Origin of the sequence: Nitratireductor sp. ZSWI3, assembly GCF_024655565.1 — a bacterium.
Taxonomy (GTDB): Bacteria; Pseudomonadota; Alphaproteobacteria; order Rhizobiales; family Rhizobiaceae; genus Nitratireductor.
In genome coordinates this window covers 1-23,211 of the sequence record NZ_JANKOF010000077.1, presented here as the reverse complement: position 1 = coordinate 23,211, position 23,211 = coordinate 1, and the positions used below count along the sequence as shown (strand labels likewise).

Genomic DNA, 23,211 nt, shown 5'->3' with positions numbered 1-23,211 from the left:
CCGGCGGACCGGCGCCGGCCGTGCCGGTGCCGATCTGGCACGTGCCGAACGGGCCTTCGAGCCGGGCATGGACGGCGAAGCCGCCTTCAGAGCCGGCGCGGGCGACGTCGTCGAGTGTGGCCCGGCGCAGGCCGCGTCCGGGAGAAAGAAATGAGACGGCTTCCAGAAGATTTGTTTTGCCGGCTCCATTTTCGCCGGTGAGCACCACCGCGCCCGGCCGGAGTTCCAGCGACAGGGCGCGATAGTTGCGAAAATCGCTCAGGTCAAGCCTGGCAAGGTGGACCTGGGCCGGCTGGCTTCTGACGTCGTCTTGTTCGGCCAAGGCTTTTCCAAGGGCGCTACACGCGCATCGGCATGAGGACGTAAAGCGCGCTCTCGTCGCCTTCGTCCTGGACGAGGGTGGGCGAGCCGGCATCGGCGAGCATGAAGCGTGCGTTCTCGCCGGAGAGCTGCGCGGCGACGTCGAGCAGGTAGCGCGCGTTGAAGCCGATCTCGATCGGATCCGCGTCGTAGTCGGCCGGGATCTCCTCGGTGGCGCTGCCCGAATCGGGATTGTTGACGGTGAGGGTGACCTGTCCGTCGGCAATGGCCAGCTTCACCGCCCGGCCACGCTCCGACGAGATGGTGGACACGCGATCGACAGCGGCGGCGAAGCTCTGCCGGTCGATGACCAGCTTCTTGTCGTTGCCGGTCGGGATGACGCGTTGATAATCCGGGAAGGTGCCGTCGATGAGCTTGGAGGTGAGGATAACGCTGCCGATGGTGAAGCGGATCTTGGTATCGGAAAGCTCAACCGTGACGGCGACGTCCGGATCGTCGACCAGCTTCAGCAGCTCACCGACCGTCTTGCGCGGAATGATGATGCCGGGCATCCCCTCGGAGCCCGCCGGCGCCTCCATCTCGGCGCGCGCCAGCCGGTGGCCGTCGGTCGCCACCGAACGCAGCTTCAGCGCGCTGCCGACTTCGATCGTGTGCAGGAAGATGCCGTTCAGGTAATAGCGCGTCTCCTCGGTCGAGATGGCGAACTGCGTCTTCTCGATGAGGGTTTTCAGCGCTTCGGAATCGAGGCGGAAGATGTGCGAGAAATTGCCCGCCGAAAGCTCCGGGAAGTCGGACTGGGGCAGGCACTGCAGGCGGAAGGAGGAGCGGCCGGAGATGACCGACATGGCGTTGCCGGCTTCATCGGTTTTCAGCATCACCTCGGCGCCGTCCGGCAGCTTGCGGACGATGTCGTAGAGCAGATGCGCCGGCACTGTGGTGGCGCCCGCCTGCTCGATGGTGGCGCCCGCCGCTTCCGTCACCTCGAGGTCGAGGTCGGTCGCCTTCATCTGCAGGCTGGCGCCGTCGGCATTGAGCAGCACGTTGGACAGGATCGGGATCGTGTTGCGCCTCTCCACCACGCGATGAACATGATTGAGGGATTTCAGGAGGGTGGAGCGTTCCAGAATAACACGCATGACCGATCGATCTCGCTTGAATGAAAAGTCGTCCCTGGGGCATCGCCCCGGACAGCCATGAACAGGCTTGATTTTCAACAAACTGACAGGAAATCAAGGAGAAACGCAAGCCCGTGCAGCGAAGCGGCCGCACGGGCCGCGGCTTTTTGGGGAAAACGGCCGCGCCTGGCGCCGATGAGGCAGCGACGCGGCCCCTCACCCTTGCCGACTGGGGTCGAGCCACCGGCCCCGACCCGTCCTTCGGACACCCGCAGGCGGGGAGAGGGGACGCCAACGTTGCGGCTCTCCTCCTTCCCGCTGGCGGATGAGGGGCGATCCAGCCTGGGCCGGAAAAAGCGCTATGCCTGGTCGCTGATGAGGCGTTTCAGCAGCTCGATCTCCTGGGCAAGCTGCTTGTCGCCGTCCGTCAGTCCCTCGATCTTGCGCACGGCATGCAGCACCGTGGTGTGGTCGCGCCCGCCGAAGCGGCGGCCGATCTCCGGCAGGGAGCGCGGGGTCATGACCTTGGACAGATACATGGCCACCTGGCGCGGCTTGACGATGGTGCGCGTGCGCCGGTTGGACAGAAGCTCCGTCTTCGACACGTTGTAATGCCGTGCGACGATGCGCTGAATGTCCTCGATGCGCACCCGCTTGGGCTCGCCGGCGCGGCAGACATGGCCGAGAATCTCGTCGACGCGGTCGATGGTGATCTGCGGCTCGAAGGAATGGCGGAAGAGGAGCTGGTTGAAGGCGCCTTCCAGCTCGCGGCCGCTGCCGGTGACGGAGCGGGCCACGTGCACGAGGATCTCCTCGGGAATGTCGAGCGTTGCATCCTCGGCCTGGGCGGCGGCAAGGCGCTGCTTGAGGATCGACAGGCGCATGCCGAAATCCGGGGCGCCGATCTCCAGGGAGACGCCGCCATTGAGGCGCGACTTGACGCGCGGCTCGAGCGATTCCAGTTCCGAGGGCGGACGATCGGCCGCCACCACCACCTGGCGGGCGCTGTCGAGCAGCATGTTGAGCAGATGGCAGAACTCGTTCTGGATCGACTTGCCCTGCAGGAACTGCATGTCGTCGATGATTAGCAGGTCGATGTCGCGCAACTGCTCCTTGAGGGTGAGCGCGTTGTTGTCGCGGATGGCCGTGGCGAAGCGCCACATGAAGTATTCGGCCGTCAGATAGACGACGCGCGCCTGCGGTTTGCGGCGCAGGGATTCGGCCGCAATGGCCTGCAGCATGTGGGTCTTGCCGAGGCCGACCGAGGCGTGCAGGAACAGCGGATTGAAGCGGATGGCGTTGGAATCGGATTCGGCGACGGTGCGTGCGGCGGCGCAGGCGACCCGGTTCGACGGCCCCTCGATCAGGGAATCGAATGTGTAGCGGCTGTCGAGCGGCGAGCCGAGAATGCTTGAACGGCCGTCCTGCTCGGCGCTCTGCACGGCGCTGTTGCGCGGTCCGTGTGCGGCCGACAGCGTGCCGGCGCCGAGCGCTGTCTGGGGGCGGCTGGCCACCTTGCGCGCCACCACCGGCTTCTGCTCCTGCGGCGCCCGGACGTTACGTGTGGCGGTGCGCACGACGATCTCGACCTTCAGCGTGTCGGGCTCTTCCTGCTTCCACAATTCGGTGATGAGGTCGAGATAGTGGCCGTTGATCCACGAGCGCAGGAAAGCCGTCGGAACGGAAATCCGCACGCTGCCCTTGGAGGCCTCCATCAGCTTCATCCGGCCGAACCAGCTCGAATAGACCTCGCTTCCGAGCCGGGCGCGCAACTGCGCCTTCACTCGTTCGAAAACGATCTCCGAGGGACCGGATTTCTCGATGATTTCGGTTTGGCCCGCAGTCGCCTTTTCCGTGGCGTCCTGCTCAGACACTTGCTCTTGAAAAGAAAATCCCCCCAATGCTTCCCTTTCAGCGCCGCTTTGCATGCCTCATGTCCCTGTTGTTCAATGAATGGTGTTTTTCCGACCGGATCGTTGTGAAGGCCTAGCCCGCGCCCGCCCATCCTTTGCCGGAGTCCCTTATTGATTGATGCTAACGGTCGCAGCCAACGACCCACTCTCGGCTTTCCCTCTCCTCTCCAGCGCCCCGGCTGTATCTCTCACAAAACGAACTCAACCGCCAGTTGTTTTACCGGCGTGCGACAACCTTCCAAGCCCGCTTGGTCAAATGACGCGAAAGGCGCCGGTAAGTTTGTCCCCGACAAGCGAGCCGGCAAGGCCGGTGACCGAGAGCGCAAAGGAGCCGTCGCGCGGAAAAACGTCCACGTCGCTATGCATGCCGATTTAGGCTTAAGGCTGGGGCTCTGACTGCCCTCTCGATGGACCGACATTACCGAAATCCTTGTGGAAAGGGCAAGAGCGGGCCTGATCCTTTTTTCTCGAATCTGCTCTTGTGTCGCGCCGGAAAATGCGCATGCCCGACAGGGGCAAAGTATAAGTCTTTTGGATTCAAGAGCCTTTTCCAAGTGGTCCTATCGGCGGTGGCCGCTGAAAAAAAATCCTAAAAAAATGCTTGACAATTTCACATCTCCATGGCGGCGGACGTGACGTGAGCAAGTTGTGGATAAACTTCTGCAAGATGCTGATATTAAAAGGGAAGTTTCTTCGGCGGCGAAAATGAGGCCGTCGGAATGTGACAAATTCGTAGCGAAAGTAATCCTGCTGCGCCGGCAAACAAAAACGGGTCGGCACCACACGCTATGCGCGCATGGATGGCCAACCTCTTGCGTGACAAAGAAAAAACCCGGCGCCGCCGCCGGGTTCATTCAGGCGATGTGCTCTGGAATCAGGCGCCGAGCGTCTTGACGCGCTGCGCCAGGCGGGAAACCTTGCGCGAAGCGGTGTTGCGGTGAAGCACGCCCTTGGTGGCGGCACGCATCAGCTCCGGCTGGGCAGCCTTGAACGCGGTCTCGGCCGCGGTCTTGTCGCCGGAAGCGATCGCTTCCTCGACCTTGCGGATGAAATTGCGCACGCGCGAGCGGCGGCTCTTGTTCACCGCGGTGCGGCGGGCGATCTTGCGCACCGCCTTCTTGGCCGAAGTCGTGTTGGCCATGAGTCCTCTCTTGTCTCTACAGTCAATGCCGCGAACTCAAGGTCTCGCGGGTGCAAAACAAAAAGGGCAGCCGCAGGGCCACCACAGTCGTGGCGGCTTATAGTGGAGCTTTTCCCGCGCGTCAACGCCCGTGGACGCCAAAGCGGCGGTTGCGCCGAAAGAAACCGCTGCACTCACCCCCTTGGGCGGTCTCAGCGGTTCTTGAAGTTTGCCGAGCGCTTTTCCGAGAAGGCGGACATGCCTTCCTTCTGGTCGTCGAGCGCGAACATGGAGTGGAACACCCGCCGTTCGAAGCGCAACCCCTCGGACAAGGTCGTCTCGTAGGCCCGGTTGATCGTCTCCTTGGTCATCATCACCGCCGGCTGGGAGAAATCGGCGATGGTAGCGGCCGCCTTCAGGGCCTCCTCGATCAGTTCGCCGGTCGGCACGACGCGCGAGACGAGTCCCGAACGCTCCGCCTCCTGAGCGCCCATCATGCGGCCGGTCAGGCACATGTCCATGGCCTTTGATTTGCCGACGAAACGGGTCAGGCGCTGCGATCCACCCATGCCTGGCATGACGCCGAGCGTGATCTCCGGCTGGCCGAACTTGGCGTTCTCGGCGGCGATGATGAAATCGCACATCATCGCCAGCTCGCAGCCGCCGCCGAGCGCATAGCCGGCAACGGCGGCGATGACCGGCTTGCGCACGCGCGTCAGCCCTTCCCAGCCGGCAAAGAAATCTTCCAGATAGGCGTCGATATAGGATTTGGGCAGCATCTCCTTGATGTCCGCCCCGGCCGCGAAGGCCTTTTCCGAGCCCGTGATGACCATGGCGCCGATGCGGGGGTTCTCGTCGAAGGCCTGCATAGCCGACACCACCTCCGTGAGAACCCGCGAGTTGAGGGCGTTGAGCGCCTTGGGGCGGTTGAGCGTCACCAGGCCCACGCGCTCGCGCGTTTCCACCAGGATTGTTTCATATGCCATAATGCGTTCCTCTCTTCGCAATTCGTGTTTCCGCTTCGGCGCATCGCACACCAGACCACTAGCGCTGGCAGGACGAACAATGGAAGGTCGACCGCCCCGCCTGGACCGTGCGCCGGATCGTCCCCTTGCACCCCTCGCGGCGGCACGGCTCGCCTTCGCGGTCGTAGACGTTGAACGTGTGCTGGAAATAGCCGAGCGAGCCGTCGGCCTGGACATAGTCGCGCAACGATGAGCCGCCGGCGGCGATCGCGTCGGCGATGACCGCGCGGATCGCCTCGGCCAGGCGCCGGCTCCGCACCGACGTGCCGGATTTGCCGGCGACGGTATCGGCGCTGCGTTTCGGCGAGAGGCGGGCGCGCCACAAGGCTTCGCAGACATAGATGTTGCCCAGGCCGGCGATCAGGCGCTGGTCCATCAGGACCGTCTTCAGGGGTGCGCGCCGCCCGCGCAGGAGATCCGAAAGCAGCATTCCGTCGAGGACGTTGCCGGTCGGCTCGACCCCGAGCCCGGAGAGCAGCGGGTGACTGTCGAGCGTGCCCTCGGCATGCAGGAGCATGAAGCCGAAGCGGCGCGGATCGTTGTAGACCACCCGCCGCTTGCCGCCGTCGGCCGTCGCCAGATGGAACACCGCGTGATCGTGCTTGCCGGCCTTCGCGCGGGCGTGATGGAAGGTGCCCGGGCTCGCCTCGTCGCCGTCACGATCGACGCGGAACGATCCCGACATGCCGAGGTGGCACAGCACCACGTCGGCGGTGTCGAGATGCACCAGGAGATATTTCGCCCGCCGGCCGAGGGCGACGATCCGCCGCCCCTCGAGCCGCGTCGTGAAATCGTGCGGAAAGGGAAAGCGCAGGTCCGGGCGCCGCAGTTCGACGGCCTCGATCAGCGCCCCCTCCATGACCGGCTGCAGACCGCGCCGGACCGTCTCCACCTCGGGCAGTTCAGGCATCGGGCGCCAGCTCGCGCAGAAAGGAGACGCCAGCCTTCCCGGCAGGCAGGTCCAGATGGTCCGCCACCGTCTCGCCGATGTCGGCGAATGTGGAGCGCAGGCCGATCGAGCCCGGCTTCAGGCCCGGCGCAGCGCCCACCACCGGCACTCTCTCACGCGTGTGGTCGGTGCCGGCCCAGGTCGGGTCGCAGCCGTGATCGGCGGTCAGGATGAGCATGTCGCCCTCGCGCAGCAGGGCGAGCGCATCCGGCAGCCGCCGGTCGAAAGCCTCCAGGGCGGCGGCATAGCCGGCAACGTCGCGGCGGTGGCCGTACAGCGTGTCGAAATCGACGAAATTGGCGAACACCAGATCGCCGTCGCGCGCATCCTTCATGGCTTTCAGCGTCGCCTCGAACAAGGCCATGTTGCCGGCGGCCTTGCGCACTTCGCTGACGCCCTGATGGGCAAAGATGTCGCCGATCTTGCCGATGCCGAAGACCGTGCCGCCGCTGGCCTCGACACGGTCGAGCAGGGTCGGTTGCGGCGGCGGGACCGCATAGTCGCGCCGGTTGGCCGTACGCTCGAACTCGGCGGCATGCTCCCCGACGAAGGGGCGCGCGATGACACGCCCGATATTGAGCGGATCAACCAGCCCGCGCACGATGCGGCAGAGCTCGTAGAGCCGGTCGAGCCCGAAATGCGTCTCGTGGGCGGCGATCTGGAAGACGGAGTCGGCGGACGTGTAGCAGATGGGCTTGCCGGTCCGGATGTGCTCCTCGCCGAGCCGGGCGATGATCTCGGTGCCGGAGGCGTGGCAATTGCCGAGGATGCCAGGCAGCGCCGCCTTCTCGATGATGGCGTCCGTCAGCGCCTTGGGGAAGGTCGGTTCCGTCTCGGGGAAATACCCCCAGTCGAAGGGCACCGGCACGCCGGCGATCTCCCAGTGACCCGACGGCGTGTCCTTGCCGCGCGAGGTTTCGGAGGCCGCACCGTAGAAGCCCGTCGCCGGGGGCAGGCGGGCAGGATCATCGCCGGCCGATAGGGCGGCGGCATGGGCAAGGCCGAGCGCCTTCATGTGCGGCACGTGCAGCGGGCCCTGGCGCAGGCCTGCCCGGTCGCCGCGGCCTTCCGCGCAGGCAGCGGCGATATGGCCGTAGGTGTCGGCGCCCCGGCTGGCAAAGGCTGCTGCATCCGGCGCATGACCGATGCCGAAGGAATCGAGGACGAAAAGGAAGGCACGCGCCATGGAAAGAGCACCGTTGTTACCGATGCCTCAGACATAACGCATCGGCCCGAAAATCGGAATCGTTTTCGGGCCGGTGCGCTAGCACCCCTGGCAGGGAATGGTGCTGCTCATGCGCGGGCGCAGATAATAGCGCTCGCTCATTTCCATGTTGTCGAGGCCGAGCATCGCCATCAGACCGAGGGATTTCCTGCCGCTCTCCGACCAGGTGATGATGGGCTGGTAGCCCAGCTCCGCCGTGGCGCGGATGTAGAAGGCGCCCTTGACCTTCAGATTGTCGGGAATTGTGGTGCCGGTGCCCGCCGGCAGGCCGGGACCGGCATTGCTGCCGACCAGCTTGCGCGACCACACGACCTCGACCTTGGGCGTGGTCTCATCGGTGACGCGGATGGCCGTGACCATCACTTCCGGCGCGGATCTTTTGTAGGGATTGAGCAGCGAGCCGCCGATCTTCATGATCGCGTCCACCTCTCCGGGCGTGATCGACGGTTGCTGGGCGACGAGATCGCCGACCATGCTGCCGATGCGGCTGATCTTCTTGTTGGTGTCGATGGCCTGGGCGAATTCCAGGGTCAGGAAATAGAGCGCGAACAGCACGGGCGCGATGAAGACGAACTCGACGGCCGCGACGCCGCGCCGGTCGTCGAGGAAGCGGCGCAGGGTGCTGAAGACGCCCCGGCCCTGGCGGAAGGAGCTCTGATCGTGTGTCATCGGCATGTTCCTGATCTCCCGCCCGTCTCAGAAGGGCTCGTTCTGCCAGGTCATCGAGGCGAAGAGCAGCATCGTGCCGTCCGGCAGGGTCTGGGCGAGGCGGTTGGTGACGATCGGCCAGTGATAATAGACGCGCAGCATGTTCTTGGTGAGCGCCGGGCCGGGATCGACCTTGGTCTTGATGCTGCCATCCTCGTTGAACGAGGTCGCCGCCCTTGCCGCATCCTCGAACGTGTCGAACTGCTGCAGGTCGACGGCGAGGCCGGGACAGGAGTTGGAAACCAGGATCGAGATGCGATCGCAGATCATCTGGCGCAGCTTCTGCTCGTCGATGTTGTCTTCGACCTTGATCTGGCCCGTGCGAAACCGGCGCGCCACGTCGTCGGTGGCGTTCGACAGCAGCTCCTGGGCCGCGAAGGCGATGCAGGATTCGAGGATCGCGAAGATCAGCAGGAAGAACGGCAGACCCAGAAAGGCAAACTCGATGGCCGTGACGCCGTCGCGGTTCCGCGCGAAGCGGCGCAGCAGGCCGAGCCGGCATCGGCCATGATTTCCCCCGGAGGTCTCCCCCAGAACGCCCATTCCCAACCCCCTGAAAGGTGACGAAGACTGCGCTGATGCTAGCGCGTTCCGGTTGCATTCCGGTTTTGCGCACCGATCAAATTCCAGGTTCTGCAGTAAGGATTCGCTAACCGGCCGGATCACCAGCGGGAAGAAAAACGGCGCGGCCGCCACGGATCAGTTCGACCCCATCTCCACTTCCGAGGTGCGCTCGGCGTCGGTCTTGTAGGCGCTCTCGCAATAGGGGGTGCAGGACAGCGTCTGGATGTCGGCGCGGCGATAGATGCGGACCGACCGGGCCGTCTGACGGCTGACGGTGACCTGCTCGTCGACGATGGGTTGCCCGTCGACGTCGAGGACGACGAGATTGGTGACGCCGAAACCCTTTCCGGTCAGAACGATGGTGGTCGCGTCCTGCACCGCCGCGTCGGCGATCTCGGGATTGCCGATGACGATCGTATCGGCCGCCCGGGCCAGCTTGACGATCTTCGCCTGGTTCATCACCACGCCGATGCCCGATTCCGCCTGTGCTGCGGCCGGTGCGGCCAGCAGGCAGGCCGCGACGGCGGCGAGATGGAATGTCCGTCTGGACTGAATAAGTGCGCTGCGCATCGCCCCGTTCCCCAAGTCATGCTGAAGGGACTATGAAGCCGATTGGTGAACCAAGCGTTAAATGCCGTGCGGTGCTGCCGCTGTGAGGCGCCGCGCCACGCGGGCGCGCCGCGCAAGTGGCTGTTATGGAAAGACACCGGGGCAACCCTTTCAAAACAAGGGTTTCAGCTTAGCCTGCCATTAACCAATGCCATGCCTCGGGTGCTGGAAAGACTTTGGTAATGGTGTTTCTTAAGCCCGCCGAAAGAGCTTCCCCGTAAGGTCGCCCCATCCGATCAACACCGAAGAAAGTTGACGGTCTTGCTGTTTGAAAACGCGGAAGAGGAGTACTCCACATGGCAAATCTGTTTGCACGTTTCATGAAAGACGAATCCGGCGCCACGGCCATCGAATACGGCCTGCTGGCCGCCCTGATCGCCCTCGGCATCATCGCCGGCGCCCGCACCATCGGTACTGAGATCAGCGGCACCTTCACGACGATCGGCGCGGACCTGACCACGGCCAACGGCGGCTGATCGGATCGCACGTCAAATCGAAGCCGCTCCTTTCCGAAGGGGCGGCTTTTTTGCTTCCGCGGGCGACGACAGCTGGCGCATTGGCCGGTGCGTGGTTCGACAAGCTCACCATGAGGGTGGCTGCGCTTGGCAGGAAGCCCGGTTCCAGGACGTTGCAGACGGGTTTTGCGATCGATGTTCGCCCCTCATGGTGAGCTTGTCGAACCACGCACGACGCTCGAACGCACGGCGCTTTAAGGGTTGCACTTCACCAAGTCTTAAGCCGCGCCGGTGCAGGATCGAAAGAAACAGGACGGCGTGACAATGCTCGAAGCAGCGATCTTCGTGGTCTTCCCCTTCTGCATGGCCTTTGCGGCGGTGTCCGACATGCTGTCGATGACCATCGCCAACCGGGTCTCCGTCATCCTTCTCCTGACCTTCGCCGTCGTCGCTCCCCTGACGGGCATGGCCTGGCCGGCCTTCGGCATGCATATGGCCGCCGGCGCGCTGGTGCTCTCGGTCACCTTCGTGCTCTTCGCCGTCGGCGGCATGGGCGGCGGCGATGCCAAGCTGCTCGCCGCGACGGCGGTCTGGTTCGGCATTGCACCGGGGCTGGTGCAATATCTGGTGGTCGCGGCCCTGATCGGCGGTGCACTGACCATGGCGATCCTCTATTACCGCGGCTCTCCGCTGTCGCTGATGACGGGCAACAATGCGTTCCTGCGCCACTTCGCCGATGCCAAGGTGGGGGTTCCCTACGGCATCGCCCTCGGCCTTGCGGGCCTGATCACCTATCCCGAGACGCCGCTGATGCAATGGGCGCTCGCGAGGCTCGCCGCGCTCTGAGCGGGTTTGCCGGCCCCGACGCATCTTTGCGTCGTTCCGGCCCCGACGCATCTTTGCGTCGCTCCGGCATAGATCCTCGGGTCAAAGCCCGAGGATGACGAATCGCGTAAGCGTTCGTGTCAATCGCCGAGGTTGACGATCGGCATCGTTTCTTCCCACCACTCGTCATCCTCAGGCCCCGACCCGAGGATCCATGCCTGGCCGCCAAAATCCCGCGCCGACGGGGACAATTCCGTGCGTGCGGGAATGATGCAACCCATGATCGGTAACCTTGAATTAATCACGCCCGTAAGGGTCCTGTTAACCCTAATTTGACGATTGCCGCGCCATTGTCCGCCTTACGCAAGGGGATTTGGGTTCAAGGGGCAATGTAAATGGGGAAATCCCGGACCGTCATTCTTGGCGTTGCCGTTCTGGCAGCGCTTGGCGCCGGCTATGTGGCGAAGAACCTGACCGCGCCGGCGCCTCAGCAGCCCGTCGTCGACCTTGGGCCGAAGACGCCGGCGGTCGAGATGACCGACGTGCTCGTGCTCGGCCAGGATGTGCCGATGGGGACGGAGCTGGGCAGCGCGCTCTCCTGGGAAGCCTGGCCGGTCGACAATCTCAACGCCAATTTCATCACCCGCGACCAGAGCCCGCAGGCGCTCGAGGAGCTGCGCAGCTCCATCGCCCGGGTGGCGCTCTACGCCGGCGAGCCGCTGCGCCGCTCGAAGCTGATCGGCGAGGGCATCAGCTTCATGTCGGCGATCCTGCCTTCGGGCAAGCGCGCCGTCGCCACGCAGATCGCCGCCGACACCTCGGCCGGCGGTTTCATCCTGCCGAACGATTTTGTCGACGTCATCATGACGCGGCGCGCACAGGAAGCGGCGAGCACGGGCGGCTTCATCACCGAGACGATCCTGAAGAACATCAGGGTGCTGGCCATCGATCAGACGATCCAGGAAGACGAGGAAGGCCGCCGGGTCAAGGTCGGTGAGACTGCGACCCTGGAACTGTCCCCCGAGCAGGCGGAGATCATCACGGTGGCGCAGCAGATGGCCGATCGGCTGACGCTGTCCCTGAGAGCCGTCACCGACACGAACGAGCCGGCCGGAAACGAGGGGGCCTACCTGGTTTCGGGCGCGGGACGAGGCAACAGCGTGCGCCTGATCAAGTCGGGCCAGGTGACTGAGGTGGGGACCCGCAAATGAACGCGCCGAGCTACACCCGATCGGACAGGATCATGCCGTATCGCGAGGATTCAGGTCCCTATTCCGCTCCACGCCAGAGCGACGGCCGCCGGCGGCGGGCCGCCGCAAAGCTGCTCATGGGCTGCGCGGCGATGGTCCTGGCGCTGACCGCCGGTCCCGCTGGCCAGGCAATGGCCGAGCAGGCGGTCGTCAAGGCGCGCAGCGGCCAGAGCGCCGGCCAGCGCGTCAAGCTGGGGCTGAACAAATCGCTGGTGATCGATCTGCCGGGCGATGCCTACGACATCCTCGTCGCCAATCCCTCGGTGGCCGATGCCGTGACGCGCACCGCGCGACGGATCTACCTGTTCGGCAAGCAGGTCGGCGAGACGAACATCTTCGTCTTCGGGCCGAACGGCGAGCAGATCGCCAGCCTCGACGTGGCCGTGGAGCGCGACGTGGCAGGGCTGGAAGACTATCTGAAGCGCTTCATCCCCAATTCCGACATCGACGTCGAGCTGATCAACGACAACGTGGTGCTGACGGGAACGGTCGAGACGCCGCTCGACGCCTCGCGCGCCGCGCAGCTGGCGCAGATCTTCGTCACCGGCGGTGAGGCGACGACCGGCCAGTACTCGCAGAGTGCCGCAGCCCCCACCGACGGCGGCGGCGTGGCGATCAACAACCCGGACCAGAAGCGCCAGGTCAGCAAGATCGTCAACATGCTGCAGATCATCGGCGAGGACCAGGTGACGCTGAAGGTGACGGTGGCCGAGGTGAGCCGCTCCGTGATGAAGCAGCTCGGCGTCAACATGATCGGTTCGGGAAGCGTCGACGGCATAAAGTGGGGTGCGGTCTCCGACAACGCGTTCGGCCTCGGCAAGCCCTTATCGCCGACACAGCTCTCGCTCGGCGGCTCGCTGATCGACGCCTATGTCAACGCCATGGAGCAGGCCGGCGTGATGAAGACGCTGGCCGAGCCGGCGCTGACGGCGGTGTCCGGCGAGAAGGCGACCTTTCGCGTCGGCGGCGAGTTTAACCTGGTGACGTCGCAGAAGATCGATGGCGAATCGGGCGGGCTGGAGTACGAGGTCCAGAAGATCGATTACGGCATCGGTCTGGAATTCCAGCCGACGGTGCTTTCGGCGGGGCGCATCAGCCTCAAGATCCGAACCCAGGTCTCCGAGCCAACCATGCAGGGCTCGCAGACGTTTTTCGCGGGCATGGGCCGCGGCGAGCGCTATCGCAACGCGTCGAGCATGAACGCCATCTCGATCCGCAAGCGCCTTGCCGACACAACGGTGGAACTGCCCTCCGGCGGCTCCATGATGATCGCCGGTCTCGTCCAGGACGACGTGCGTCAGGCGTTCAACGGCGTGCCGGGCCTGTCGAAGGTGCCGGTGCTCGGAGCCCTCTTCCGCAGCCGCGATTTCGTGCGCAACGAGACCGAACTGGTGATCATCGTCACGCCCTATCTGTCCAAGCCCAGCGCGCGCACCGCGCTGGCCAAGCCGGATGACAATTTCACGCCGGCGAGCGACGGGGCGGGAATCTTTCTCGGCCGCGTCAACAGGATTTACGGAACCATGAAGACCAACCTGCCGGACGGCCGCTACCACGGCGTCGTCGGCTACATCTACAAGTGAGCGGGGAACGAGCGATGTCGGGGGTGGTGACGATGAAACACGGCCATTCAGGCGGCGCCTGCCGGCGCCGTGCCGGCCCTCTGCTGCTGCTGGCGGGTGCCGTTCTGCTGGCGGGCTGCAACGCCGCCAAACGGGATTCGGTGATCGTCGGCTCGATCCCCGATGACTACCGCACCAATCACCCGATCGTCGTATCGGAATCCTCCGAGCACATCGACCTTCCGGTCGGCACGTCCTCGCGCCGGATGACGCGCGATCAGGCGGCGACGCTGGCCGGCTTCCTCGACGGCTATGACCGGCGCACCGGCGGCACGGTGACGGTGCTCGTGCCGGCGGGTTCGGCCAACGAACTCGCGGCTTCCAACGTCGCTTCGGATTTCACCCGCCTCCTGCGCGAACGCGGGGTGCCGGGCGAGCGCATCGCCGTGCTCGCCTACCAGTCGCCGTCCCCGGACGTCGCGCCGCCCATCCGCGTTTCCTACCCGGTCGTCAAGGCCTCGACCGGCCGTTGCGGCCGCTGGCCGAAGGACATCATGGATACGACCGAAAACAAGCTCTACGCCAATTTCGGCTGCTCCTACCAGAACAACCTCGCCGCCCAGGTCGCCAATCCGAACGACTTCCTCGGCCCGCGCAAGATGACGGAGATCGATGCCGAGAACCGCGACGCGGCCATCATCGACTACAAGGACCGGGCGGTTTCCGAGCGCTTCGCGAAGCAATCGGAAGTCGATTACGACTAGCGGCATGACCGAGGGGCGATCCATGAGCAACCTTGCCTACGAAACCGATCCGACCGAGATCGAACCCCACGAGGCCGATCCGGCATTGCGGTCGCTTCGTCCGGTGCCGCGCATCTCCATCCAGGCGTTCTGCGAGACGGAGGCCGTGTCGCGGCCGATCGAGCGGGCCGCCGCCGACCGGCGCATGGCCAAGGCCCATCTGCGGGTCAACAAGGGCGGCATCGCCACGGCGGTCGAATTCTACCAGACGGCAGCCACGCCGAATCTGATCATCATCGAATCGGCCAGCGAGCCGCGCGAGATGATCGTCGCGCTGGAGCAGCTCGCCGAGGTCTGCGATCCGTCGACGAAGGTCATCATCGTCGGCCACTACAACGATGTCTGGCTCTATCGCGAGCTGATGCGGGCCGGTATCTCGGAATATGTCGTCGCGCCGATCTCGATGGCCGACATCGTCAGCGTGATCGCCAATATCTTCGTCGATCCCGAGGCCGAGCCGATCGGCCAGTCCATCGCCTTCATCGGCGCCAAGGGCGGCGTCGGCTCTTCTACCATCGCCCACAATCTGGCCTGGACCATCTCCCATCTCTTCGAAAACGAGGTGGTGGTCGCCGATCTGGACCTCGCCTTCGGCACGGCCAACATCAATTTCGACCAGGACCCGCCGCAGGGCATAGCCGAGGCGGTGTTCTCGCCCGAACGCATCGACGAGGTCTATCTGGACCGCCTCCTGGCGCAATGCGCCGAACGCCTTTCGCTGCTGGCGGCGCCCTCGACGCTCGACCGCGTCTACGATTTCGATTCAGAGGCCTTCGCACAGGTGATCGACACGACGCAGCGCACGGCGCCGGTCCTGGTGCTGGACGTGCCGCACATCTGGTCCGGCTGGAGCAAGACCACGCTGGCGCGCGCCGACGAGGTGGTGATCACGGCGACGCCGGATCTGGCCAGTCTGCGCAACACCAAGAACCTGATCGACACGTTGAAGAAGCTGCGTCCGAACGACGGCCCGCCAAAGCTCATCCTCAACCAGATGGGCGTTCCCAAGCGGCCGGAGATCTCGATCGAAGATTTCAGCGAGCCGCTCGGCATCGCGCCGGTGGCGTCGATCCCGTTCGATCCGCAGTTCTTCGGCAACGCCGCCAACAACGGGCGGATGCTCGGCGAGATGGATGCCAGGAACCCGATCGTCGAGACGGTCAACGAGCTTGCCCATGTCCTGACCGGCCGGCGTGAAGCCCGGCCGAAGAAGAAGCCCGGCCTTTCGGGCATCCTGGACCTGTTGAAACGCAAGAGCTGAAACGGACGGTAGCTGCCAGATGTTCGGAAAGAGAGGCAACAGCGGCGGGTATTCCGCACCGCCGCAAAACCGGGCTCCCACCTCCTTCGACGATGGGGCCCTCGGTGTGCTGATGCCGGAACGGCCTTCGGCGCCGCCGCCCGTCGCGCCGCTGGAGGCGCCGCCTCCGGCCATGGCACCGGCCCTGCAGGCGCCCGGCCCAATGGTTCCTCCGCCGCTGCAACCGGCCCGGGCCGCGCCGGCACAGCGCACGCGCAGCGAATCCTATTACGACACCAAAAGCCAGGTTTTCTCGGCCCTGATCGAGACGATCGACCTGTCGCAGCTCGCCAGCCTCGATCCCGACAGCGCGCGCGAGGAAATCCGCGACATCGTCAACGACATCATCGCGATCAAGAACTTCGCGATGTCGATTTCCGAGCAGGAGGAACTGCTCGAGGATATCTGCAACGACGTTCTGGGATACGGCCCGCTGGAACCGCTGCTGGCGCGCGACGAGATCGCCGACATCATGGTCAACGGGGCACAGAACGTCTACATCGAGGTCAACGGCAAGGTCGAGCAGACCAATGTCCGCTTCCGCGACAACCAGCAGCTTCTCAACATCTGCCAGCGGATCGTCAGCCAGGTGGGGCGCCGGGTCGACGAATCGAGCCCGATCTGCGATGCCCGCCTGCCCGACGGCTCGCGCGTCAACGTCATCGCGCCGCCGCTCGCCATCGACGGCGCCTCGCTGACCATCCGCAAGTTCAAGAAGGACAAGCTGACGCTCGACCAGCTTGTCCGCTACGGCGCGATCTCGGCCGAGGGCGCGGAAATCCTCAAGATCATCGGCCGCGTGCGCTGCAACGTGCTGATCTCCGGCGGCACCGGCTCCGGCAAGACGACACTGCTCAACTGCCTGACGAGCTTCATCGACAAGGATGAGCGCATCATCACCTGCGAGGATTCGGCGGAGCTGCAGCTTCAGCAGCCGCACGTGGTGCGCCTCGAGACCCGTCCGCCGAACCTCGAGGGCGAGGGTGAAGTGACGATGCGCGACCTGGTGCGCAACTGCCTGCGCATGCGGCCCGAGCGCATCATCGTCGGCGAGGTGCGCGGCTCGGAGGTCTTCGATCTCCTGCAGGCCATGAACACCGGCCACGACGGCTCGATGGGCACGATCCACGCAAACAGCCCGCGCGAATGCCTGAACCGCATCGAATCCATGGTCGCCATGGGCGGTTTCACGCTGCCGCAGAGGACCGTGCGCGAGATCATCGTCGGCTCCGTCGACATCATCATCCAGGCGACGCGCCTGCGCGACGGCTCGCGCCGCATCACCCACGTCACGGAGGTGATCGGCATGGAGGGCGACGTCATCATCACCCAGGACCTGATCCTCTACGACATGAAGGGCGAGGACGCGAACGGCCGGATCATCGGCGAGCATGTGTCGACGGGCATCGGCCGGCCGCATTTCTGGGAGCGCGCCCGCTACTATGGCGAGGACCGGCGCCTGGCGGCGGCGCTCGAAGCCATCGAGAAGAAGGCGGATTGACCGTGGCGGCCCCGATCACCCTGAGCGATGGGGAGGGTTGAGAGGATGTTCGGCATCGACATCACGCTGATCGCCTTCATCCTGCTTGCCGGCTGCAGTGCCGGCGCGGTGGCCTATGCCTTCATGTTCAACAGCATCGCCGAGGAGCGCAAGGCCGGCCGGCGCCTGGAAAGCGTGAAGAAGGCGCAGACCGACCGCATGGCCCTGAAGGCGTCCCGCGATCGCGTCGCCGAGGTGGCGAAGAGGCGCAAGTCCATCCAGGATTCGCTGAAGGAGCTCGACGAGCGGCAGAAGTCGCGGGACAGCAAGATCCGCAAGCCGCCGCTGAAGATGCAGCTGCGCCAGGCCGGCCTCGGCATTCCCGTCGAGCGGTTTCATATCGCCTCCGTTCTGTCCGGTGTTTTTCTGACGCTGCTCGTCTTCCTGCTCGGCGCGCCGCTGATCGTGCTGCCCGGCGCCCTGATCGTCGGCATCCTCGGCCTGCCGAGATGGTTCGTCGCCGTCAAGCGCCAGCGCCGCGTGAAGGCTTTCCTCAATGAGTTCCCCAACGCGCTCGACGTCATCGTGCGGGCGGTCAAGTCCGGCCTGCCGATCAACGACGGCATCCGGCTGATCGCCAGCGAGGCCCAGGAGCCGGTGAAGACCGAGTTCCGCCGCATCGTCGAATCCCAGCAGATGGGCATGTCGACGCCGGAAGCCTGCCTGCGCATGGGCGAGACGATGCCGTGCCCGGAAGCGAATTTCTTCGGCATCGTCATCCAGATCCAGTCCCAGGCCGGCGGCAACCTGTCCGAAGCGCTGGCCAACCTGTCGCGTGTCCTGCGCAACCGCAAGAAGATGAAGGCCAAGGTCCAGGCCTTGTCGATGGAGGCGAAGGCCTCAGCCGTCATCATCGGCGCGCTGCCCTTCATCGTCGCCTTCCTCGTCTATCTGACGAGCCCGACCTATATCATGCCGCTGTTCACCACGAGCCTCGGCCATCTCATTCTCGGCGTTTCCGGTATCTGGATGCTGATCGGCATCCTGGTGATGCGCAAGATGATCAATTTCGAGGTGTAGCATGCCCGCAAACGTCATCGGCGCCGTCATCGATCCGAGCTTCCTGATCGCGCTTCTGGTGGCGATCGCGGTGTTCGCCACCGTGTTCACGCTGTTGCCGGCCTTCGGCGGCGACCCGCTGAAGTCGCGCATGAAGAGCGTCGCGCTCGAGCGCGAGGAATTGAGGGCCAAGCAGCGCGCCCGGTTGGCCGCCGAGGCGGAGAACCGCCGGCGCGGTCTGCGCGAGCAGCAATCGGTGGGCATGCGCGCCATCGTCGAGCGGCTCGACCTGCGCCGTGCGCTTGCCGACGAGGCGACGGTCGCCAAGCTGCGTATGGCCGGCTTCCGCGGCCAGAACCCGCTGACGAAGTTCCTGTTCTTCCGCTTCGTCCTGCCGATCGTCGGTCTCGTGCTCGCCGCGACCTACGTCTTCCTGCTGGGCGGCCTGCCTGACCAGCCCTTCTTCATCCAGGCCTTCGTCTGCGTCCTGGCCGCCTATGCCGGCTTCTATCTACCGGTGCTCTATGTTTCCAACCTGGCGTCCAAGCGCAAGCAGTCGCTCCAGCTCGCCTGGCCGGACGCGCTCGACCTGATGCTGATCTGCGTCGAATCGGGCATGTCGATCGAAGCGGCGTTCCGCCGCGTCGCCGATGAGATCGGCGCGCAATCGGTGCCGCTGGCCGAGGAATTCGTCCTGACCAACGCCGAACTCTCCTTTCTTCAGGAGCGCCGGCAGGCTTATGAGAACCTTGCCGCGCGCACCGGCCTGGAGACGGTGAAGAGCGTCGCACAGGCGCTGATCCAGGCCGAGCGCTACGGCACGCCGATCAGCCATGCGCTGCGGGTGCTTGCCGACGAGAGCCGCGAGATGCGCATGAACGAGGCGGAGAAGAAGGCTGCCGCCCTGCCGCCCAAGCTCACCGTGCCGATGATCCTGTTCTTCCTGCCGGTCCTGTTCGCCGTGATCCTCGGGCCGGCCGGCATCCAGATCCGCGAGCAGGGGCTGTTTTAGCGCCGTTTCGGCTCAGTTGCGCTTCTTCTTGTTGTCGTCGGAAAGCTGGCTCCAGGCGTTCTGCTGCGACAGTATGGAGCGGAGATAGGCGACGTTGGCTTCCGCCTGCTCGGGGGAGAGCTCCTGCCGGGCGATGCGCTCGGCCTCATCGAAGCGCCCCTTGAGGCCGACGATGAGGGCGAGGTTCTGGCGCACGCGGCTGTCTGCGCCTGACGCCTCAGCCGCCTGGCGCATATGGGTCTCGGCGGAATCCAGATCGCCTTCCAGGAGATAGGACATGCCCATGTTGGAGAGGATCGAGGATTCGCCGGGCTGCAGGGCGAGCGCCTTGCGATAGAGGGCGCGGGCGGAATCCTTGTCGCCGAGCTGGTCGAGGATGGCGCCTTCGGCCGAGAGGAGGCGCCAGTCGGGATATTCCGGCGTCTGTGCGCGGCGCACGGCGTCGAGCGCCGGCTGCAATTCGCCGGCCGCCGCCAGCGCCTTGCCGTAGGCGGCGAGCACGTCGCGGTCCGACGGGTGGTCGATGGCGGCCTTGCGCATCACCGCGAGCGACTGGTCGACCCGGCCGTCCATCTGCAGGACAGTGGCGTAGCGCAGCGCGGTCGACTTGTCCTTGGGTTTCCTGGCATAGGCGCGTCCGAGGGCGTTGGCGGCGTCGTTGAGTTGCGGCGCGCTCATGCCGGCGACCGTCGCCGGCGTGCTGCGGCTGATGGAACCGGTCGTCATGCGGTCCTTGGCGCAGCCGGCAAGAGCCGCTGCCATAACGAGAGCCAGAGCCGTCGTTGCTAACGTGTTTGCGGTTGCATTCGTGCGCTGTTCGGTAAACATCTGCGCGCCCCTCCGATTGGCTTCGGCCGCCCGCCGGCCAGACCCCATGAAGGAGAAATATTCTGTTAACCCTAACGGAGCGTTAAGACGCACCCCCCGCCGCTCACAAGGAGACCCGACATGCCGCTCTCGCTGATCGCCGAAAAGGACGCCAACTCGCTGCCGGTCTATCCGGTGCATGCCGGCGCCATCGAGGGCTCGGGCGCGCCGGCCGCGGCGGTCGCCTGGGCCAGGGCGAACGGGTTCTCCGCCGGGGCCGGCAAGGTGATGACCTTTCCCGGTGCGGATGGCGCGCTGGCCGGCGCGTTCCTTGGCCTCGGCGAGGCGGGCGCCGCCTCGCCGCTTTCCGCCGGGGCGCTGGCGCGCACGCTGCCCGAGGGGTCATGGCATTTTTCGGCGGTGCCGGACGAGGCGGAGCTGGCGGCGCTCGGCCTGATGCTCGGCGCCTATGTCTTCACCCGCTACGGCAGGAAGCCGTCGCCGCAGATACGCTTCGCAGCACCGCAGGGCGTGGACGTGGCAAGGGTGCAGCGGTGGGCGGAGGGCAGCCTGCTGGCGCGCGATCTCATCAACACGCCGGCGGCCGATATGGGCCCCGACGCGCTGGAGGAGGCCGTGCGGACGCTGGCGGGCCGGCATGGCGCCGAGGTCTCCGTCACCGGCGGCGAAGCGCTGATCGAGCAGAACCTGCCGATGATCCATGCGGTGGGTCGTGCGGCGGCCGCTGCCCCGCGTCTGATCGACATGACCTGGGGTGCGACCGGCGCGCCGAAGGTGACCCTGGTCGGCAAGGGCGTGTGCTTCGATACCGGCGGCCTCGATTTGAAGCCGGCGGCGGGCATGCTCCTGATGAAGAAGGACATGGGCGGGGCGGCGAACGTTCTCGGCCTTGCCTCGATGCTGATGGCGGCCCGCCTCGACATCCGGCTGCGCGTGCTGATCCCTGCCGTCGAGAACGCGGTTTCGGGCAATGCCTTCCGGCCCGGCGACGTGCTGACGAGCCGCAAGGGGCTCACGGTCGAGATCGGCAACACCGACGCCGAGGGCCGGCTGGTGCTCGCCGACGCCCTGGCGCTTGCCGATGAGGAGGCGCCGGAGGTGCTGATCGACATGGCGACATTGACGGGCGCGGCGCGTGTGGCGCTCGGGCCCGACCTGCCGCCTTTCTACACCGACGACGAGAGCCTGGCCGCCGCCATCGCCGAGGCCGCTGCCGCCGTCGCCGACCCGCTGTGGCGCATGCCGTTGTGGAAGCCGTACATGACACGGCTCGAGTCCAAGGTGGCCGACATGAACAACGTCTCGGCGGACGGCTTTGCCGGCTCACCAATCGCCGGCCTGTTTCTCTCCCGCTTCGTGGAGAAGGCGAAAAGCTGGGCGCATTTCGACATCTTCGGCTGGAATCCGAACGACAAGCCGTATGCGCCGATCGGCGGCGAGGCGCAGGGGATTCGCGCCCTGGAGCGGGTCCTGACGGCGCGCTACGGGCGCTGAGAGGCTTGCCTCGGCGCGGTTTTCGCGGCATGAATGAACGGTACGGAACCGAAACGGTTTCCGTGTTCCGTGTCAAAGCGCGCCGACGGCAGCGGGCGGCGCGTGCAACGATTGAGCCGGTGGCATGTCGATCCATCTACGCCCGAGCCAGGCGCTCAGGCTTTGGCAGCAGACGAGCCTCGCCGAGGTGCGGGCCGGCGGGCCCGATCTCACCGAACGGCAGATCGCCATCCTTTTGACCATCTATCTCGATCCGCCGCCGCACACGGTGCGCGGACTGGCCGAGAAGCTGGGCGTGACCAAGCCCGTCATCACCCGCGCGCTCGACACCATGGGCGCGCTCAAATTCGTCTCGCGCCACCGCGACGAGCGCGACCGCCGCAACGTCCTGATCCGGCGCACGGTCGATGGTGCCCTGTTCGTCGAGCGGCTCGGCGACGTGGTGGTGGCGAAAGCTGCGGAGCTGCCCTTGTGACCCTGCTCGACCGTCGCCTGAACGCCCACCGGGCCGACCTCGCCGACATGCGCCTGAAGGGCTCGGTCGAGGCCGAGCGCTTCATCGAGGGCGAGGCGGCCTGCGTCGTCGTGCCGGTGCTCGACATCCGCGGCGCGCCGCGTGCCGATGCCGGTCTCGACACACAGCTCCTTTACGGGGATGCGGTGCGTGTCTTCGAGCGGAGCGAAGGCTGGGCCTGGATTCAGGCGGAGCGGGACGGCTATGTCGGCTATGTCGCGGAGAACGGGTTGGGCGCGCCGGGACCCGAACCGACCCACACGGTCATCACGCAGCGCAGCTTCGTCTATCCGCGCGCCGAGCTGAAAGCGCCGATCCTGGCCGCGCACAGCATGGGCGCCCGCCTCGTCGTGACGGCGACGGCCGAGACCCGCGGCACGCGCTACGCGCTGCTTTCGACGGGCGGGGCGATGATCGCCGACCATCTGCGGCCGCTCTCCGAGCAGGCGGGCGACTATGTGGCGGTGGCCGAAACCTTCCTGCACACGCCCTATCTGTGGGGCGGGACCAGCGGCTTCGGCATTGATTGCTCGGGGCTCGTGCAGCTTTCCATGCGCATGACCGGCCGCACGGTGCTGCGCGATACCGACATGCAGGCCGAGAGCATCGGCACGGCGACCGACCCGGCGGCGACACCGCTGCGTCGCGGCGACCTCGTCTTCTGGCGCGGGCATGTGGCGATCATGCTCGACGGCGAAACGATGCTGCACGCCAACGGCCACACCATGACCGTGGCGCGCGAGCCGCTTGCCGAGGCGGTGGAGCGTATCGCGGCGCTGTATGGCCGGCCGACCGGCTATCGCAGGCCGTGAGGGCTTTGTTGAAAGCGATCGCGTTGACGGAAGTGGTCGGTTGATTGTGCGGTACCGGCGCGCGGCACACCCCCCTCTGGCCTGCCGGCCATCTCCCCCTCAAGGGGGGAGATCAGCAGGCCGCACCGTGTCGCATTCCCTGCAACGTTGGACGGTTGGTCAAAATCCTTGCAGCCGCCCAATCTCCCCCCTTGAGGGGGAGATGCCCGGCAGGGCAGAGGGGGGCGTGAAGGGCACCTGGCGTTTCAAGCCAAAGATGAGAAGCTCT

The 23,211-nt window shown here is 65.6% G+C and carries 24 protein-coding genes; 12 read left to right on the top strand and 12 right to left on the bottom strand.

Annotation, left to right across the window (positions count from 1 at the left end):
- From NUU27_RS19175 to NUU27_RS19130, 10 genes are all read right to left on the bottom strand, one after another.
- Positions 1–322: AAA family ATPase (locus NUU27_RS19175; protein WP_257763770.1), on the bottom strand; the 322-nt coding region annotated here is incomplete at its 3' end.
- A 16-nt stretch (positions 323–338) separates the two neighbouring features.
- Positions 339–1,457, bottom strand: a complete 1,119-nt coding sequence (dnaN, locus tag NUU27_RS19170) for a DNA polymerase III subunit beta (protein ID WP_257763769.1) — start codon at positions 1,455–1,457, stop codon at positions 339–341.
- Positions 1,458–1,795: 338 nt separating this feature from the next.
- Positions 1,796–3,262: a chromosomal replication initiator protein DnaA gene (dnaA, locus tag NUU27_RS19165; RefSeq protein WP_374567603.1), complete on the bottom strand. Its 1,467-nt coding sequence runs from the start codon at positions 3,260–3,262 to the stop codon at positions 1,796–1,798.
- Between the two features lie 961 nt (positions 3,263–4,223).
- Positions 4,224–4,490, bottom strand: a complete 267-nt coding sequence (gene rpsT / locus NUU27_RS19160) for a 30S ribosomal protein S20 (RefSeq protein WP_257763766.1) — start codon at positions 4,488–4,490, stop codon at positions 4,224–4,226.
- Positions 4,491–4,681: 191 nt separating this feature from the next.
- The gene (locus tag NUU27_RS19155) at positions 4,682–5,455 is read right to left on the bottom strand and encodes an enoyl-CoA hydratase (RefSeq protein WP_257763765.1); all 774 of its coding nucleotides are present in this window, start codon (positions 5,453–5,455) and stop codon (positions 4,682–4,684) included.
- 58 nt (positions 5,456–5,513) lie between these two features.
- On the bottom strand, positions 5,514–6,404 hold the full coding sequence (mutM, locus tag NUU27_RS19150) for a bifunctional DNA-formamidopyrimidine glycosylase/DNA-(apurinic or apyrimidinic site) lyase (RefSeq protein WP_257763764.1): 891 nt from the start codon (positions 6,402–6,404) through the stop codon (positions 5,514–5,516).
- A complete protein-coding gene (locus tag NUU27_RS19145) occupies positions 6,397–7,629 on the bottom strand; it encodes a phosphopentomutase (protein ID WP_257763763.1) in 1,233 nt (410 codons plus the stop codon). Before NUU27_RS19145 ends, mutM begins: the two co-directional genes overlap by 8 nt.
- 78 nt (positions 7,630–7,707) lie before the next feature.
- A complete protein-coding gene (locus NUU27_RS19140) occupies positions 7,708–8,337 on the bottom strand; it encodes a TadE/TadG family type IV pilus assembly protein (protein ID WP_257763762.1) in 630 nt (209 codons plus the stop codon).
- A gap of 27 nt (positions 8,338–8,364) precedes the next feature.
- On the bottom strand, positions 8,365–8,919 hold the full coding sequence (locus NUU27_RS19135) for a TadE/TadG family type IV pilus assembly protein (RefSeq protein ID WP_257763760.1): 555 nt from the start codon (positions 8,917–8,919) through the stop codon (positions 8,365–8,367).
- 156 nt (positions 8,920–9,075) lie between these two features.
- Entirely contained in the window at positions 9,076–9,510 is a 435-nt protein-coding gene (locus NUU27_RS19130) for a pilus assembly protein N-terminal domain-containing protein (RefSeq protein WP_257763759.1), read from the bottom strand.
- Positions 9,511–9,845: 335 nt separating this feature from the next.
- Here NUU27_RS19130 and NUU27_RS19125 point away from each other — a divergent pair, with 335 nt between their 5' ends.
- Entirely contained in the window at positions 9,846–10,025 is a 180-nt protein-coding gene (locus tag NUU27_RS19125) for a Flp family type IVb pilin (RefSeq protein ID WP_257763758.1), read from the top strand.
- A 303-nt stretch (positions 10,026–10,328) separates the two neighbouring features.
- Positions 10,329–10,850, top strand: a complete 522-nt coding sequence (locus tag NUU27_RS19120) for a prepilin peptidase (RefSeq protein ID WP_257763757.1) — start codon at positions 10,329–10,331, stop codon at positions 10,848–10,850.
- A gap of 119 nt (positions 10,851–10,969) precedes the next feature.
- Here the strand turns inward: NUU27_RS19120 and NUU27_RS19115 are convergent, their stop codons facing one another.
- On the bottom strand, positions 10,970–11,110 hold the full coding sequence (locus tag NUU27_RS19115) for a hypothetical protein (RefSeq protein WP_257763755.1): 141 nt from the start codon (positions 11,108–11,110) through the stop codon (positions 10,970–10,972).
- Between the two features lie 114 nt (positions 11,111–11,224).
- On the opposite strand from NUU27_RS19115, the gene cpaB reads away from it, so the two are divergent.
- The 7 genes from cpaB to NUU27_RS19080 all read left to right on the top strand — a co-directional run bounded on the left by cpaB (position 11,225) and on the right by NUU27_RS19080 (position 19,295).
- Entirely contained in the window at positions 11,225–12,040 is an 816-nt protein-coding gene (gene cpaB, locus NUU27_RS19110) for a Flp pilus assembly protein CpaB (protein ID WP_257763754.1), read from the top strand.
- A 116-nt stretch (positions 12,041–12,156) separates the two neighbouring features.
- Entirely contained in the window at positions 12,157–13,662 is a 1,506-nt protein-coding gene (locus NUU27_RS19105) for a type II and III secretion system protein family protein (protein WP_257763771.1), read from the top strand.
- Positions 13,663–13,676: 14 nt separating this feature from the next.
- Complete coding sequence (locus NUU27_RS19100) at positions 13,677–14,405, top strand: CpaD family pilus assembly lipoprotein (protein WP_257763753.1); 729 nt, start codon at positions 13,677–13,679, stop codon at positions 14,403–14,405.
- 22 nt (positions 14,406–14,427) lie between these two features.
- Entirely contained in the window at positions 14,428–15,705 is a 1,278-nt protein-coding gene (locus NUU27_RS19095) for a CpaE family protein (RefSeq protein WP_257763752.1), read from the top strand.
- Between the two features lie 19 nt (positions 15,706–15,724).
- A complete protein-coding gene (locus tag NUU27_RS19090) occupies positions 15,725–17,245 on the top strand; it encodes a CpaF family protein (RefSeq protein ID WP_257763750.1) in 1,521 nt (506 codons plus the stop codon).
- Between the two features lie 45 nt (positions 17,246–17,290).
- Entirely contained in the window at positions 17,291–18,304 is a 1,014-nt protein-coding gene (locus NUU27_RS19085; RefSeq protein ID WP_257763749.1) for a type II secretion system F family protein, read from the top strand.
- Position 18,305: 1 nt separating this feature from the next.
- A complete protein-coding gene (locus tag NUU27_RS19080; RefSeq protein ID WP_257763748.1) occupies positions 18,306–19,295 on the top strand; it encodes a type II secretion system F family protein in 990 nt (329 codons plus the stop codon).
- 12 nt (positions 19,296–19,307) lie between these two features.
- Here NUU27_RS19080 and NUU27_RS19075 read toward each other — a convergent pair whose 3' ends face one another.
- Positions 19,308–20,123, bottom strand: coding sequence for a tetratricopeptide repeat protein (locus NUU27_RS19075; RefSeq protein WP_257763747.1), 816 nt, complete (start codon positions 20,121–20,123; stop codon positions 19,308–19,310).
- Positions 20,124–20,243: 120 nt separating this feature from the next.
- Here NUU27_RS19075 and NUU27_RS19070 point away from each other — a divergent pair, with 120 nt between their 5' ends.
- The 3 genes from NUU27_RS19070 (at position 20,244) to NUU27_RS19060 (ending at position 22,943) form a co-directional block, all read left to right on the top strand.
- On the top strand, positions 20,244–21,617 hold the full coding sequence (locus NUU27_RS19070) for a M17 family metallopeptidase (RefSeq protein ID WP_257763746.1): 1,374 nt from the start codon (positions 20,244–20,246) through the stop codon (positions 21,615–21,617).
- A gap of 124 nt (positions 21,618–21,741) precedes the next feature.
- Positions 21,742–22,092 (top strand): MarR family transcriptional regulator, encoded by a 351-nt coding sequence (locus NUU27_RS19065; RefSeq protein ID WP_257763744.1) that lies wholly within the window; start codon positions 21,742–21,744, stop codon positions 22,090–22,092.
- Complete coding sequence (locus NUU27_RS19060) at positions 22,089–22,943, top strand: C40 family peptidase (protein ID WP_257763743.1); 855 nt, start codon at positions 22,089–22,091, stop codon at positions 22,941–22,943. The genes NUU27_RS19065 and NUU27_RS19060 overlap by 4 nt, the downstream gene beginning before the upstream one ends.
- Positions 22,944–23,211: the final 268 nt, after the last annotated feature.